Source organism: Longimicrobium sp. (assembly GCF_036388275.1).
In the GTDB taxonomy this organism is placed as follows: Bacteria; Gemmatimonadota; Gemmatimonadetes; order Longimicrobiales; family Longimicrobiaceae; genus Longimicrobium.
The window spans coordinates 55917-70296 of sequence record NZ_DASVSF010000051.1; the positions used below are offsets into that span (position 1 = coordinate 55917).

The following is a 14380-nucleotide window of genomic DNA, read 5'->3' on the forward strand; positions in this document are numbered from 1 at the left end:
TTTTTTGCTCTACGCGTGATCGACAGGTGTCGAGTCTAGATGGTAACAGCAGAGGAGTACCCGCAAGACTAACCTGTTCCTTGGGAGCTCACGATCACCGATGCTCAACCGTCCCCGGTGCCGTTCACGAGGGTATCAATCGAATGAAGTGATCCAGCGATGAAATGTACCACTGAGCTACCTCCAACAGATCGGAATCCCCGACGATGACATCCAATCCCAGTGAGTTCGCCCGTGCGAAGGAGACCGCAAGGATCCGCTGGCGCAACCAAGGAGGCAAGCAGCGCGCGTACGCCGATTTGAGATCCCTCGGAGGCGGCCAGCCGGCCCTGATTCCTCCCGGAGAGAAGCGCGCGACGACCGATCCCGAGATTGCGGAGCAACTACTTCACCGCCTCCTGGCGAAATACAAAAAGCGGAAGGAGAAAAAGGTTCGGGCCGCCATGGATCCGGGGCCAGACCTTGCGGAGTTCGCGATTCACCACTTGCAAGAGCAAGCAGCATCGGACGACTACGACGCCGAGTGGTTGACGGACTCGGAGGCATATCTGGCCCTGGCTGTCGACTACTTCACGCGCTGGCAGCATGCGTCAGTTCGTCACCCTGAGCCGTTGCCGCGCCGGCGGAGTCTTGCCTCGATCGATCTTCCAGACGTCCGTGCATTCAGCGAGTGGCTCAACGCGATGCCGGATCAACGCGGATGTCAGCGTCCTGTCGCATCTCGCCGCCGCATCCTCATCGCACTCAAGGAGCTATTCGATGGAGCCATCCTCGAAGGGAGCCTACCGGCGGGCAGCAATCCTGTCGCGGTCGCAATTCAAGAGCTCCGCGCGTCGAGCAGAGAAACCGGATGGCTCAGTGTCGGTGAACTGGCACTTCTGCTTGAAAGTGCCAGAACCATCGGGTGCGAACCCCGAGCAGCCAGAGCACTACAGTCACTCCCGTGCCCGTACGAACTCGTCGCGACGTTCATGTTGACAGGCGCTTGCGAAAGCGAGATCACCCGCCTGCAGGTTCGGCATCTGGACTTTGAATCTCGCACCATCCGCATCCCGGATTTCAAGACCGGGCGGGTGGCGCGATCAATTCCCATGCACTCCCAATTGCGAGAGATACTCTGGCCGTACGTACAACGTCTCCGGACAACAAGTGGATACGTATTCACGACGATTTCAGGAGAACCTATCTACAGTTGGCTGGAGATGCTCGACCTGATCGCCACGCGCGCAGGCTTTCAGGAAGGCCAGATAAGACCGTCAGTATTCAGAACATCCTACATCATCCACCGACTCGCCTGCATGGATCAGGGTATCCCCATCGATCCGAAGAAGGTTGCTCGAGAGGTGGGCTACACCACACCGGGTTTGAAGAAGAAGGTTTTCGAACGAGTTCAGTACGGTCGGGCAAGAACGGACGAACTCGTCTTTCTGCCCGACGCGATCGGCCCAGACCTGGCAGGGCGCCTTCACACCCCTTCGCTCGACATCGTGAATCGGAATGGAAAAACCGGGGGTATTTGACCATCTGGCTCGGCTCGGATACCTTTGCCGGATGCTGTGCGCTCGTCCCCCTCGCTTTCGCCCGCTCTTCGTGCTGCTGGGCCTGGCCGCGAACCTGATCGCGGCCGGGACTCCGCTGCTGCACGGTGTTCTGCACGAACTGCATGAGGTGCACGAGGGCCGGCACGTCGACGAGCACGCCGCCGGTCTGGTGGCCGAAGCTGGGCCCGCCATCGACCACTCCAGCGCGGACATCCACCCGCAGGCGCTGCACGACGACGCCAAGCTGGTGAGGCGCGACGTGCTGGTGTTCACCCTTCCGTCCCTGGCTCTGGCATCTCGCGAGCCGGTGCAGCTGGAGGCAGAATACTTCCAGAGCGAGCCGCCCGGTGCGCTCCGGTCCCGAGCACCACCACCGGGCGATCCCGCCCGAGCCCCGCCCCACGTCTGACCACCGAGGACCTCCGCGATGCGTTCGCCGGACGGTCCGCTCGCAGTTTCCCGTAATCACCGACGAAACTTTAAGTTCCCGGAACCACGCCCAAGGGCGTGGCGCCGCAAACGCCTTTTCGTCAGCGTGCGGGGCGCGAGCGATCCGGGAGAGCACGCACCTGCATCCCGCGGGCGATGCGTGCGTCCTGGCCGTGGCGGCTTCGCCCGCCCCGAGGAGACAGACACGTGCAACGAAAATCACTTCGCCGTACCTGGAGAGGCGCCTGCCTGGCTGCCGTCCTGCCCTGTATCGCACCGGCGCTGGCAGGGCAGGAATCCTCCCAGCCGGGTCCCCGTCGTGTTGCCCTGGACGAGGCGCTCGCCGCGGCCGAGGCCGGGAGCCTGGACCTGCAACTCGCGCGAGGCGCGGTCGACGCGGCCCGGGCGCGCGTGCTGACGGCGGGTACCCGGCCCAACCCGACCGTGGCGCTGGACCGCGAGCAGCTTGGCGGAAATGGAGTCTCCCATGAGACGGTGCTTTCCGTGGGCCAGTCGCTGGACCTTGCCGGCCAGCGGGGTGCCCGGCGGGAAGCTGCCACGCGCGAGGTTTCCGCGGCGGAAGTGCGGGTGGAGGCGGAGCGTGCGCGAGTGGGGGCCGACGTGACGCGTGCCTACCTGCGCGCCGCCACCGCGGAGGCACGCTTGGCGTCTCTCGCCGAGGCCGGCGATTTGTTCCGGACGGCTGAGCAGGCCGGCCAGGTACGCTTTCGCGAGGGCGACATCTCCGCGTACGAGCTGCAGCGCCTGCAGTTGGAGGCAGCCCGCTACGTCACGCTCTCCGAGGAGGCGGCGTTCGAACTCAGGCAGGCAGGCCGCGAGCTGGCGTTCCTCCTTCGGCCCGGCTCCGCGCCACCCGGCGACGACATCGTGCTCCCGGCCGATACCCTCGGTGGGATCGCGCTGCACGCCGCGTCGCTCGCGGCGGACACGGCGCTGGCCCGTGCGCTCCGGCGCGCCGACATCCGCGCAGCCGAGGCCGACGTGGGGGCGGCGCGCGCGGCGGTGGACCTCCGTATCCGCGGCCGCCGCCCGAACCCGACGCTGATGGCGGGGCTCAAGGAGCAGGCCGGGGGCATGGCCGGCGCAGTGGTGGGCGTCTCCGTCCCGCTGCCCCTCTCCGACCGCAGCCAGGGGCCGATCGCCGAGGCGCGGGCCGCGCTCGCGCAGGCCGAGACGCGGGTAGCGATCGCCCGGCGCGCGGCCGAGGCGGACGTGCGCCGCGCCTTGGAGCGCCGCGCCGCGCTCGCCGAGCGCCTGCGCCTCCGTGAGGGGCTTCTGGCGCGGGCCCGCGCCCTCCTTGCGACGGCGCGCGTGGCGTATGCGGAAGGAGAGACGAGCCTGCTGGAGCTCCTGGACGCGGCCGAGACCTTCCGCACCACCCGCGAGGGCGCCGACGCCCTCCTGGCCGAATACCTGACCAGCGTGGCCGACCTGGAGCGCGCCACCGGAGGAACGGATCGATGACCAAGACGATGCCCGTCCGCCGGGCCGCCCTCGCGCTGCTCTGCCTGCTGCCGCTCGATTCCTGCCGCCGGGGTGGGGCGGAGGAAGAGGCTGAGCACCCGAGCGAGGTGGTCACGCAGTGGAACGGCGACACCGAGCTTTTCCTGGAGTACCCGCACCCGCTCGCCCGAAAGGCGGTAGGCAACTGGGCAATCCACCTGACGGACATGGAGGACTTCAAGCCGATCGTCTCGGGATCGCTGGTCGTCCGCTTCCTGAAGGACGGCCGCGTGGCGCAGGAGTTCACCATCCCGAAGCCCGCTCGCAACGGGATCTTCCTGCTGGACCCCGTTGTCCGCGAGGCGGGCACCTACCAGGTGCAGCTCGCGCTCAGGAGCCCGCAGGTGTCGAGCGTCCACACGCTCCCGGAAGTGCGCGTCTGGGCGGACGAGGGCCAGCTCCCCAAGCAGGGGGAAGAAGAGGAAGCGGGCGGAATCTCCTTCCTGAAGGAGCAGCAGTGGGTGATCGACTTCCGGGTGGAGCCGGCGACGGAACGCGAGGTGGCCAGCTCCGTGTCCGCCGCGGCCGAGATCGTACCCGTCGACGGTGCGCAGGTGCTGGTCTCGTCGCCTGCCAGCGGGATCGCCATGGCCGAGGCCAACCGCGGCGCCCCGTCCGTGGGCACACGGGTACGCGCGGGCCAGGTGCTCGCGGTGCTGTCGCCGACCTCCGAGGAAGGGGGCTACGCCCGGATCCGCGAGAACGTGGAGCGGCTGCAGCGCGAGGCCGCGCGCGCCCAGCGCCTGTTCGACGCGGGCGCAATCCCGGCCCGGCGGCTGGACGAGGCGCGGCACGAGCTCGCCGTCGCGCGGGCCGAGGCGCGGGCGATGGGCGGCGGACCCGACGCGGACTACCGCTACCGCGTGCGCGCCCCAATCTCGGGCTTCGTCACCGAGCGGGCGTTCGTGCCCGGCGGACGCGTGGAGGCTGGCGCGCCGCTGTTCACGCTCGTCGACCCGAGCACCGTCTGGCTCAAGGCGAACCTCCCGGCCGCCGTAGCGTCGGCGCTCCCGAGTGACGCACGGCCCACCTTCACCGTGGAGGGGGACCCGCGGACCTACACGGCCGCGCGCCTGGTCTCCGTGGGGAGTGCCGTGGACCCGCAGACCCGCACGGTGCCGGCGGTGTTCGCCGTCCCGAACCCGGATGGGGCGCTGAAGACGGGGCAGTTCGCCCGTGCCTCCATCCCCGCCGGCGGCAGCGTCCGCGGCGTGGCGATCCCCACCCGTGCCATCCTGGACGACGGCGGCATCCCCGTCGCCTTCGTGCAGGTGAGCGGCGAGACGTTCGAGCGGCGCCGGCTGCGGACGGGCGAGAACGACGGAACGGTGACGGAGGTGCTGGAGGGGATCCGGCCGGGCGAGATGGTGGTGACGACGGGCGCGTACCAGGTGCGCCTCGCCTCGATGTCCAATACGCCGATGTCCGGCGGCCACGCGCACTGAGGGGCCGCCGATGCTCAACGGACTGATCCGCTGGTCCATCGCCAACCGCCTGCTGGTGGCCGCCGCGGCCGTGCTGCTCCTGGTGGCCGGGGCGGTCACAGCGGCGCGCATGCCGGTCGACGTATTTCCCGATCTCACCGCGCCCACGGTGACGGTGCTCACCGAGGCGCACGGGATGGCGCCTGAGGAGGTGGAAACGCTCGTTACCTACCCGGTGGAAACGGCGGTGAACGGCTCCACGGGGGTGCGCCGGGTCCGCTCGGCCACGTCGCAGGGCATCTCCATCGTCTTCGTGGAGTTCGACTGGGGGACGGACATCTTCCAGGCGCGGCAGATCGTGGCGGAGAAGCTCCAGCTGGTGGCCGCGGCGCTGCCGGCGGGCGTGCCGCCGCCGGTGCTGGCGCCCGTGTCCTCCATCATGGGCGAGATCATGATCGTGGGGGTGACCGGCGACCGGCGCGCCACGCCCATGGAGGTGCGCGCGGTGGCGGACTGGACGGTGCGCCGCCGGCTCCTCGCCGTCCCCGGCGTGTCGCAGGTGATCCCGATCGGGGGCGAGGTCAAGCAGTACCAGGTGCTCGTCTCCCCGGACCGGATGCGCTCGTACGGCGTTACGCTGGCCGAGGTGCTGCACGCGGCGGAGGGCGCGAACGTGAACGCCTCTGGCGGCGTCTACATGGACCGCGGCCAGGAATACGTGATCCGCGGCATCGGGCGGGCGCAGAGCCTTGCCGACATCGCGAACACCGTCGTCTCGGTGCGCGGCGGCGTGCCGGTGCTGGTCGGGGACGTGGCCGAGGTGCGCGTGGGCGCCTCGCCCAAGCTGGGGGACGGCTCCATCAACGCGGCGCCCGCCGTGGTGATGTCGGTGGCCAAGCAGCCCGGTACCAACACGCTGGAGCTTACGCGGCGGATCGACGCCACGCTGGACGAGATCCAGAAGACGCTCCCGGCGGGGGTGAAGGTCAACAAGGGGGTGTTCCGCCAGGCGAGCTTCATCCGGACGGCCGTGGACAACGTGATCGAGGCGCTCCGCGACGGCGCGATCCTCGTGGTCATCATCCTCTTCCTCTTCCTGTGGAGCGTCCGGACCACCTTCATCTCCGTGCTGGCGATCCCCCTCTCGCTGGCGGTGGCGGTGTTCGCGCTCAAGGCGCTCGGGATCAGCATCAACACCATGACGCTGGGCGGCATGGCGATCGCCATCGGGGCGCTGGTCGACGACGCGGTGATCGACGTGGAGAACGTCTTCCGGCGCCTCCGCGAGAACCGCCTGAAACCGGAGGCGGAGCGGCTCCCTGCGTTCGAGGTGATCTACCAGGCGTCGAAGGAGATCCGGGCCAGCATCACCACGGCCACGCTCATCATCTGCGTGGTCTTCGTACCACTCTTCTTCCTGTCGGGGGTGGAGGGGCGGATGCTCCGGCCGCTGGGGATCGCCTACATCGTATCCATCCTGGCGTCGCTCGTGGTGGCGCTCACGCTGACCCCCGCGCTCTGCGCCTACCTGCTCCCGAACGCGAAGGAGACGGGGGCGGAGCACGAGAGCCGGCTGGTGACCTGGCTCAAGGCCCGCTACGCCGCCGTCCTTGGCCCGGCGCTCCGGCATCCGCGCACCCTGATCGGCGGCGCTGTGGCCGCCGTGGTGCTTGCCCTGGCGGCGGTGCCGTTCATGGGGCGGGCGTTCCTCCCGGAGTTCCAGGAGGGATCATTGGTGATCAGCGCGCTCACGGTGCCTGGCACGTCGCTGGAGGAATCGAACGCACTGGGACGCCGCATCGAGCAAATCCTGTTGGAGCACCCGGCCGTGCGGGAAACGGCGCGGCGGACAGGGCGGGCCGAACTAGACGAGCACGCACAGGGGGTCAACGCCGCCGAGATCGACGTGCGGCTCGACCTTTCCAGGCACGAGCTGGAGGAGACGGTGGATGAACTCCGCCGGAAGCTCGCGATGGTGCCGGGCACGGAGATCACCATCGGCCAGCCGCTGGGCCACCGGATCGACCACATGCTCTCCGGTACGCGCGCCAGCATCGCCATCAAGCTGTTCGGGCCCGACCTGTACGAGCTGCGGCGGCTGGGCGAGGCGATCAAGCAGGCGGCGGCGAAGGTGGAAGGCACCGCCGACGTCGCCGTCGAGCAGCAGGCCGACGTGCCGCAGGCACGGATCGCGATGGACCGCGCGGCGATGGCGCGCTACGGCGTCACCCCGGAGTACCTGGCCGAGGCCATCGACGTGGCATTCGCCGGAGAGGTGGCCAGCCAGGTGCTGGAAGGCCAGCAGAGCTTCGACCTGGTGGTGCGCTTCGACGAGGCGTCGCGCGGGAGCCTGGAGCGGATCGCGAATGCGCGCTTCGACACGCCGGTGGGTGTCCAGGTGCCGCTCTCCGCCCTGGCCCAGGTGCGGAACGACCGCGGACCGAACGGGATCAGCCGCGAGAACGTGCAGCGGAAGATCGTCGTGCAGTCCAACGTCAGCGGGCGCGACGTGGGGAGCGTAGTGCAGCACATTCAGGAGCGCGTGGCCGCCGAGGTGAAGCTGCCGGCCGGGTACTCCATCGAGTACGGTGGGCAGTTCGAGTCGGCGGGCGAGGCGACGCGGACGATCGGGCTCCTGTCGCTGGTCTCGCTCGCCGCGGTGTTCCTCCTCCTGTTCCTGGAGTTCGGGTCCACCCGCCAGGCCATGCTCGTGATGGTGAACCTGCCGCTCGCGCTCGTGGGCGGTGTCTTCGCCGTGGTGCTCTCGGGCGGGGTTCTGAACGTGGCCACGTTGGTGGGCTTCATCACCCTGTTCGGCATCGCGGTGCGGAACGGGATCCTCCTCGTCTCACACTACAACCACCTGCTGGGCGAGGGGGTGCCGCTGGACGAGGCGGTGTTCCGCGGCTCGATGGAGCGGCTGAATCCCGTGCTGATGACCGCGCTCTCGGCCGGGCTTGCGCTGGTGCCGCTGGCGCTCGCCGGCGGCGAGCCGGGGAACGAGATTCAGAGCCCCATGGCCGTCGTCGTGCTGGGCGGGCTGCTCAGCGCCGTCGTGCTCAACATGCTCGTGGTGCCCGCGCTCTACCGCCGGTACGGCGTGCAGGGCCCCGCCCGGGCGATGCCCGTCGCCGGGGAGGCGCGGGCGGTCCGCGCCATCCAAACAACCTTGAGCGAAGAGAACTCATGATCATCGACCGAATCGGCCGTTTGCTCCCCCGCTCGGGAAGGGCACTGCCGGTGCTCGCCCTGGCGGCCGGCGTCGCACTGCTGCTGGGCCTGCCGTACGACGCGTTCGCGCACGGCGTGGCGTCGGGCGACCAGGGCTACATCCAGGAAAGCTCGGGTGTGCTGCTGGTGCCGTTCGCGTACTTGGGCGCCAAACACATGGTGACCGGCTACGACCACCTGCTGTTCCTGGTGGGCGTCATCTTCTTCCTCTACAGGATGAAGGAAATCGGCGTCTACGTGTCGCTGTTCGCCATCGGCCACTCGACGACCCTGCTGCTGGGCGTGCTGACGGAAGTGCGGGTCAGCTCCTTTTTGATCGACGCCATCATCGGCCTGTCCGTCGTCTACAAGGCGCTGGACAACCTGGGCGCCTTCAAGCAGTGGTTCGGCGTGCAGCCCAACACCAAGCTGGCCACGCTCATCTTCGGGTTCTTTCACGGGTTTGGGCTCGCGACCAAGATCCTGGAGTTCGAGATCTCGCCGAACGGGCTGATCCCCAACCTGATCGCGTTCAACGTGGGCGTCGAGATCGGGCAGCTCCTGGCGCTGAGCACAATCCTGATCGCCATGGGGTTCTGGCGCCGGACCAGCAGCTTCTCCAGGCACGCGTACGCCGCCAACGTGGCGGTCATGGCCGCCGGCTTCGTGCTGATGGGCTATCAGCTCACGGGCTTCTTCGTCACTCAGAACGGATAACGGACCATGTACAACGCAGACGCACCTCCCAAGAGCGAGCTTCCCTCGAGCCGCGCCCTGCTGAAGTCGACCGCCATCGCGCTGGCCGTGGCCGCGGTGCTGCTGGTCGCCGTCGTCCTGCCGGCCGAGTACGGCATCGACCCCACCCGCATCGGGCGCGTGCTGGGGCTCACCCAGATGGGCGAGATAAAGATGGCGCTGGCGAAAGAGGCCGAGGCGGCCGATGCCGCTGAAGCGGCCGCGGCACAGTCCCCAGCGGCACCCGCGCCGGCCAGCCAGGCCGCGGCCCCGGCGGCGTCTACGACGACCTCCACGCCGCCGGCGGACTCCGCCAACTCGCACGTGACGGAGCTCACGCTGGCGCCGGGTGAGGGCAAGGAGATCAAGCTCGCGATGCGCGAAGGCGCGCGCGTGAACTTCGAATGGTCGGTGACGGGCGGAGTGGTGAACTTCGACACCCACGCCGACAGGCCCGGCACCGCGTACCACGGCTACGAGAAAGGCCAGCGACTCGCCTCCGACACCGGGGTGCTGGTCGCCGCGTTCGACGGCATGCACGGCTGGTTCTGGCGGAACCGGGGGAGCGCGCCGGTCACGTTGACGCTCAGGACCCGCGGCGACTACCAGGACCTGAAACAGGTGAAGTAACGCGTCGCGGACGACGCACGCGGATGAAAGGCTGGCAGTTGGGGAACCGGGCTCTTTACGCGGCGTAAAATCGCTGCGTATCTTTACGCGATCGAGCCGAATGTCGTCCTGAACCTGTCCAAGCGCACATGCCGAGTCGCGAGCCCAACGATTCCGACGGAGTCCGGATCCAGGATACGGTACGCCTGTCCGCACAGGGCTTGGCAAAGGTGCTGGGCGACCTGGAAGCCCGCGTGATGCGCGTCGCGTGGGTGCTCGGGCGGCCAGCATCGGCCCGGGTCGTCCACGAACGCGTGGTGATGGAACATGCCGTCGCGATCCACACGGTGATCACAATCCTGAACAAGCTGGTGGAGAAGGGTCTGCTGCGGCGTGAGAAGCAGGACGACCTCCTCCATTACGAGCCTACGCTAAGCGAGGACGAGTTCCGCACGAAGGCCTCGCGACAGGTCGTGGAGGGCATCCTTTCCTTCGGCGCCGACGCGGTGACCGCCTCGTTCGTCGACGTGCTTGCCGAGCGTGACCCGGAGCAGTTCGCCGAGCTCGCGCGGCTCATCGAAAAGCGCATGAAGGAGCAGGGCAGCCGATGAGCGCGACAGCCCCCGGACGCAGCCCGGCGCTGGTTACCCGTGAGGAGGCGCACCGCCGGACGCTGCTGCTCGGGATCGGGACGCTGCTGCTGTTCAGCGTGAGCCCGTTGTTCGGCCACCACTTCGCGGCGGGGCTGGAGCAGGGGTTGCGCGGCCAGGATCACCTCGGGGCGCTGTGCCTGATTGCGCTGCACACCCTCCTGCGCCCGGTGCACCTTCTCTTCCACGTCCTGCTCGTCGTGGGCCTGGCCTACGCCCTCTACGACCGGTTCAGGGCTGCACGCCGGGTACGGGCAACGCTTGCCTCTCTGCATTCCGCCGCTCCGGCCGAGGGGGATGCGTTCTGGACAGCCGCGGCGGCAGCGAAGATTGATCCGGCCACCGTTCGTGTGGTCCGCGGGCTTCCCAACCCGGCCTTCACGGCCGGCTGGTTGCGTCCACGGGTGTACGTGGCCGCCGCGCTGGCGGACCGGCTTTCCGCGAATGAGCTGCAGGCGGTGCTGGCCCACGAGGGGGCGCACGTGGCACGGCGGGATCCGCTGCGCCTGTCGCTGCTGCGGCTCCTGGCGCTCACCCTCTTCTGGCTGCCCGTGCTCCGCCGGTTGGCCGACGACGTGGCGGACGAGGCCGAGATCCAGGCCGACGACCGCGCGGCCCGGGAGCAGCCGCTCGCGCTCGCCTCGGCGATCCTGTCGCTCGCGTCCTGGCGCACGGCGGGTCCGGCGTGGGGGGAGGGAGTCGGTTTCGCGCAGCGCATGAACCTCCTCGACCGCCGCATCCGCCGGCTCGCCGGCGAAGAGCCGGCCCCCGTGAGCCGGCTGACGCGCAGGTCGGTGGTGGGGGCGATGCTCGCACTGGCGCTGGTGGGCGCTTCGGGCGCCATCATGTCGCACCCGCTGCCCGTGGACCACATGGCGCACCCGTCCAACCATTGTGGCCATCCCGGGGAGTCCCCGTTCGGCCACCTGTTCTGCCGCTGGGACGTTCCGCGCCAGGCGGGCCGGCTCTGCCCGCACGCGCCGGTGGCGTAGCGTCAGCAGGCACGAACGAAATCGTGGAGAGGCCCGGCAGCTGCCGGGCCTCTCCTTCGTTCTACCCACTACGCGACGATCGGCGCTCAGCACGAAATGTAGCACATCGCCGGCCAGCAGCACCTGCAGGGCGAAGCCTTGACATAGGAGGAGGGAGTATGCATATTGGGATCGTCCCCGATAGGGGCAGGGGGTATTAGGTCCGGGCGGAGATGCGTACGATGGACGAGACGACGATCACCATCCAGGGCAGCTGCTGAGATGCACACTTCCGAGAACGACTCGCTACGGGGAATGCAGGAGGTGGTGGTCCGGGTGGAGGGTGGATACACACCGGATTCGGTGCGCGTGAAAGCCGCGCGGCCCGTCCGGCTGACCTTCGACCGGCAGGAGGCGTCCGGCTGCTCGGACGTCGTGACGATCCCCGAGTTCGGCATTCGGCTGGCCTTGCCCCCGTTCCAGACAACCACCGTGGAATTCACCCCCGCCGAGCGGGGAACGTACTCGTTCGCCTGCGGCATGGGCATGCTACGCGGCGAAATCGTCGCCACGTAGGGACAGCTCTGGGCGTACCGCGGTGAACGACAGCCGTACCAGGACGGCAATCAGGTTCGCGAATGCTGCTCCCCTTGCGAGCACGTTTTATGCTGCGTAAAATCAAGCGGTCGGGGGCGGACCTCCCGACTACGACGAAGCCCGACACCAAGGCATGAAGAGGAATGAGGACTCGAATCTTGGCGGCCACGGCGGCCGTGGTGGCATCCGGAGTCGCCCTGGCGCGCCCCGCGGCCGCGCAGACCGACTACTACAACACCGACAAGGGCCGTCCCGTGACGATCGAGGACGCCTACCCCGTCGAGCGGTACGCCTTCGAGCTGCAACTGGCGCCGGTCCGCATGGAGCGGGAGAGCGGCGGCGCCTACCACTGGGAGATCGCGCCCGAGCTGGCCTACGGCATCCTGCCGCGCACGCAGCTCGAGGTCGGCTTTCCGCTCGCGTACCAGGACGCCGGCGAGGAGGGCAGGACTGGAGGCCTGGCGGGGATCGAGATCGCCGCGCTCCACAACCTGAACGTGGAGACGCGCACGCTGCCCGCGCTCGCCGTGGGCGCCGAGGTGCTGCTGCCGGTCGGCGGCCTCGCCCCGGACCGCGCGTACACGTCGCTGAAGGGGATCGCGACCCGCACCTTCTCGTGGGCGCGCTTCCACGTCAACGGCCAGTACACGCTCGGCTCCGACGCCGATGAAGGCGACCAAGTGGGCGAGGCGTCGCGCTGGATGGCGGGCGTCGCCGTGGACCGCACCTTCCCGCTGCGCTCCCTCCTGGTCACCGCGAACGTGTTCGCGGAACAGCCGCTGGTGGAGGACGAGGAGCTGGCGTGGACGGCCGAGGCGGGCTTCCGCTACCAGACGAGCCCGCAGTTCAACATCGATTTCGGCGTCGGTCGCCGCTTCGCCGGCGGCGAGCAGGGCTGGTTCTTCACCTTCGGGGCGGCGCACGCCTTCGCGGTGCGCAGCCTGCTCCCGATCCGCTAGAGCATACGATTCCGGACGGTTCACCATGGCCGGTCCTGACCTGATTGGAGGATGACGTGATGACGATGCAGTCCCGAGCCCGCGCCGCGATCGGCGCAGCGGCCCTGGCGCTGAGCCTGGGAGCGCTGGCGGAGCCGGTCCACGCGCAGTGGTCGCAGCAGTACGAGCAGTTCTACATGCCGGCCGAGCACAACTGGGTGTTCCGGCGCAACTATCCCGGGGCCGACCGCCTGTTCAACGCGTTCGACTACGGGCACGCGATTCTGTACGAGAAGCTGTACACGAAGCCGGGTGCGCCCGCGTCGGACCTGGAGGAGCGCGAGTACAATTTCATCACCCGCCGCCTGCTGGTGAGCCCGCCGCGGCTGCCGCTGGAGGAGGGCGCGATCGAGATCGCGTACGTGAAGCTCGCCCCCGAGGCGAAGCTCATGTTCGAGTGGGCGCACCTGCTCCACCGCCAGATCTACGACGTGCTCGGTGACGACCGGCTGTCGCAGGCGGAGAAGGACGCGGAGATCGCGGACCTGCTCCGCTACTACAAGAGCCGCCCGGACCTGGCGTTCAGCTCGGTTCCGAAGAACATGGAGCTGATGGAGGGGCAGTACTACTCCACGGCGTTCCGTGATGGCTGGCCCAAGTTCAACGGCTTGATCTGGGGCTACCACTGGCTCCAGGTGGGACTCTATGAGCCGCTGATGCTCGGCCGTACGACGGAGGAGCGCCAGACGGGGGTGACGGCGACGGTCGCGCGGTTCCGCCAGATGCTGGAGAACGCGCCGGAGAACATGCCGCGGCTGATGCCGATGACGGCGGCGGTGGCGCCGACGTTCGCGGCGCGGTACCCGGAGGCCGCGATCATCTTCGACAACCTGCACGGGATGCACGACGTCATCTCGGACATCCTGGCGTCGCCGGAGGTGCCGAGGGAGAAGAAGCGCGAGGAGATCCTGCGGGCGGCGGAGCGGTACCGCGACAACACGTCGTTCGTGATGACCGAGGCCGAGTGGCGCGAGATGAGCCAGATGATGGGCGTCCAGAACATGGGCGGCCCCGTCACCGGGTTCCTGGCCGGCTTCCCCGAGCCCACCGTGGCGCGCGGGGCGGTGGTGGCGCACGGCAACATGGCGGGCATGAACCACGGCGCCGGCACTCCGCAGCCGGCGCAGGCGGGGGCGCAGGATCACGCCGCCATGGGCCACGCGCAGCCCGCACCGGCGCAGGCCGGCGCGCAGGATCACGTCGCCATGGGCCACGGGCAACCGGCGCCCGCGCAGGCGGGCGCGCAGGACCACGCAGCGATGGGCCACCGGAACACCGCCGGCGCGCAGGGCCAGAACGCCATGCGCGGCATGCAGCACGGAGCCGCGGGCTCACCCGACATGGCGCTCATGATGGAGATGCACGAGCGCATGATGGCCGATCCGGTCATCCGCGAGCGCGTCGCGACGGATCCGGTCCTCCAGCAGATGATGGCCAGGATGCACGGCGGCCAGGGGATGCAGGGGATGGATCACGGAAGCATGGAGGGGAGCGGGGCGGCGGCCTCCGACAGCGCGCAGGCGCTCGACTTCGTCGTCCGGCTGCTCTCCGACCCGGAGGTCGAGGCCAGGATCCACTCGGACCCGCGGCTGCACCAGCTCTGGAGCGACCCAGCTGTGCAGCGCCGGCTCACAGAGCTGCGCCGCGGGCAGCCGGCCGCACCGGCGCCCGAGCACCGGCACTAGGAAACCG

General features: G+C 69.0%; 12 protein-coding genes. All 12 read left to right on the forward strand.

All coding sequences use genetic code 11. From position 1 onward, the window contains the following. The first annotated feature begins 206 nt into the window (after positions 1-206). The 12 genes from VF632_RS09695 (at position 207) to VF632_RS09750 (ending at position 14373) form a co-directional block, all read left to right on the forward strand. The gene (locus VF632_RS09695) at positions 207-1520 is read left to right on the forward strand and encodes a site-specific integrase (protein ID WP_331022677.1); all 1314 of its coding nucleotides are present in this window, start codon (positions 207-209) and stop codon (positions 1518-1520) included. Between the two features lie 31 nt (positions 1521-1551). Next, on the forward strand, positions 1552-1950 hold the full coding sequence (locus VF632_RS09700; RefSeq protein ID WP_331022678.1) for a hypothetical protein: 399 nt from the start codon (positions 1552-1554) through the stop codon (positions 1948-1950). 227 nt (positions 1951-2177) lie between these two features. Beyond that, positions 2178-3455, forward strand: coding sequence for a TolC family protein (locus tag VF632_RS09705; protein ID WP_331022679.1), 1278 nt, complete (start codon positions 2178-2180; stop codon positions 3453-3455). After that, positions 3452-4939, forward strand: a complete 1488-nt coding sequence (locus tag VF632_RS09710) for an efflux RND transporter periplasmic adaptor subunit (RefSeq protein WP_331022680.1) — start codon at positions 3452-3454, stop codon at positions 4937-4939. Before VF632_RS09705 ends, VF632_RS09710 begins: the two co-directional genes overlap by 4 nt. 10 nt (positions 4940-4949) lie before the next feature. Further along, positions 4950-8108 carry an efflux RND transporter permease subunit gene (locus VF632_RS09715; RefSeq protein ID WP_331022681.1) on the forward strand — a complete coding sequence of 1053 codons (3159 nt, stop codon included), beginning with the start codon at positions 4950-4952 and terminating at the stop codon, positions 8106-8108. Continuing rightward, complete coding sequence (locus VF632_RS09720) at positions 8105-8845, forward strand: HupE/UreJ family protein (RefSeq protein ID WP_331022682.1); 741 nt, start codon at positions 8105-8107, stop codon at positions 8843-8845. Before VF632_RS09715 ends, VF632_RS09720 begins: the two co-directional genes overlap by 4 nt. A gap of 6 nt (positions 8846-8851) precedes the next feature. Further along, positions 8852-9493 carry a hypothetical protein gene (locus VF632_RS09725; protein ID WP_331022683.1) on the forward strand — a complete coding sequence of 214 codons (642 nt, stop codon included), beginning with the start codon at positions 8852-8854 and terminating at the stop codon, positions 9491-9493. A 128-nt stretch (positions 9494-9621) separates the two neighbouring features. Then, entirely contained in the window at positions 9622-10083 is a 462-nt protein-coding gene (locus tag VF632_RS09730; RefSeq protein ID WP_331022684.1) for a BlaI/MecI/CopY family transcriptional regulator, read from the forward strand. Beyond that, positions 10080-11114: a M56 family metallopeptidase gene (locus tag VF632_RS09735; RefSeq protein WP_331022685.1), complete on the forward strand. Its 1035-nt coding sequence runs from the start codon at positions 10080-10082 to the stop codon at positions 11112-11114. The genes VF632_RS09730 and VF632_RS09735 overlap by 4 nt, the downstream gene beginning before the upstream one ends. 261 nt (positions 11115-11375) lie before the next feature. After that, on the forward strand, positions 11376-11669 hold the full coding sequence (locus VF632_RS09740) for a cupredoxin domain-containing protein (RefSeq protein WP_331022686.1): 294 nt from the start codon (positions 11376-11378) through the stop codon (positions 11667-11669). 164 nt (positions 11670-11833) lie between these two features. Further along, the gene (locus tag VF632_RS09745; RefSeq protein ID WP_331022687.1) at positions 11834-12649 is read left to right on the forward strand and encodes a hypothetical protein; all 816 of its coding nucleotides are present in this window, start codon (positions 11834-11836) and stop codon (positions 12647-12649) included. Between the two features lie 59 nt (positions 12650-12708). After that, positions 12709-14373 carry a hypothetical protein gene (locus VF632_RS09750; protein ID WP_331022688.1) on the forward strand — a complete coding sequence of 555 codons (1665 nt, stop codon included), beginning with the start codon at positions 12709-12711 and terminating at the stop codon, positions 14371-14373. The last annotated feature ends 7 nt before the right edge of the window (positions 14374-14380 follow it).

Coding starts and splice junctions, on each gene's coding strand:
- VF632_RS09695 (WP_331022677.1), top strand. CDS start 207: ATGACATCCAATCCCAGTGAGTTCGCCCGTGCGAAGGAGACCGCAAGG.
- VF632_RS09700 (WP_331022678.1), top strand. CDS start 1,552: ATGCTGTGCGCTCGTCCCCCTCGCTTTCGCCCGCTCTTCGTGCTGCTG.
- VF632_RS09710 (WP_331022680.1), top strand. CDS start 3,452: ATGACCAAGACGATGCCCGTCCGCCGGGCCGCCCTCGCGCTGCTCTGC.
- VF632_RS09715 (WP_331022681.1), top strand. CDS start 4,950: ATGCTCAACGGACTGATCCGCTGGTCCATCGCCAACCGCCTGCTGGTG.
- VF632_RS09720 (WP_331022682.1), top strand. CDS start 8,105: ATGATCATCGACCGAATCGGCCGTTTGCTCCCCCGCTCGGGAAGGGCA.
- VF632_RS09725 (WP_331022683.1), top strand. CDS start 8,852: ATGTACAACGCAGACGCACCTCCCAAGAGCGAGCTTCCCTCGAGCCGC.
- VF632_RS09730 (WP_331022684.1), top strand. CDS start 9,622: ATGCCGAGTCGCGAGCCCAACGATTCCGACGGAGTCCGGATCCAGGAT.
- VF632_RS09735 (WP_331022685.1), top strand. CDS start 10,080: ATGAGCGCGACAGCCCCCGGACGCAGCCCGGCGCTGGTTACCCGTGAG.
- VF632_RS09740 (WP_331022686.1), top strand. CDS start 11,376: ATGCACACTTCCGAGAACGACTCGCTACGGGGAATGCAGGAGGTGGTG.
- VF632_RS09745 (WP_331022687.1), top strand. CDS start 11,834: ATGAGGACTCGAATCTTGGCGGCCACGGCGGCCGTGGTGGCATCCGGA.
- VF632_RS09750 (WP_331022688.1), top strand. CDS start 12,709: ATGACGATGCAGTCCCGAGCCCGCGCCGCGATCGGCGCAGCGGCCCTG.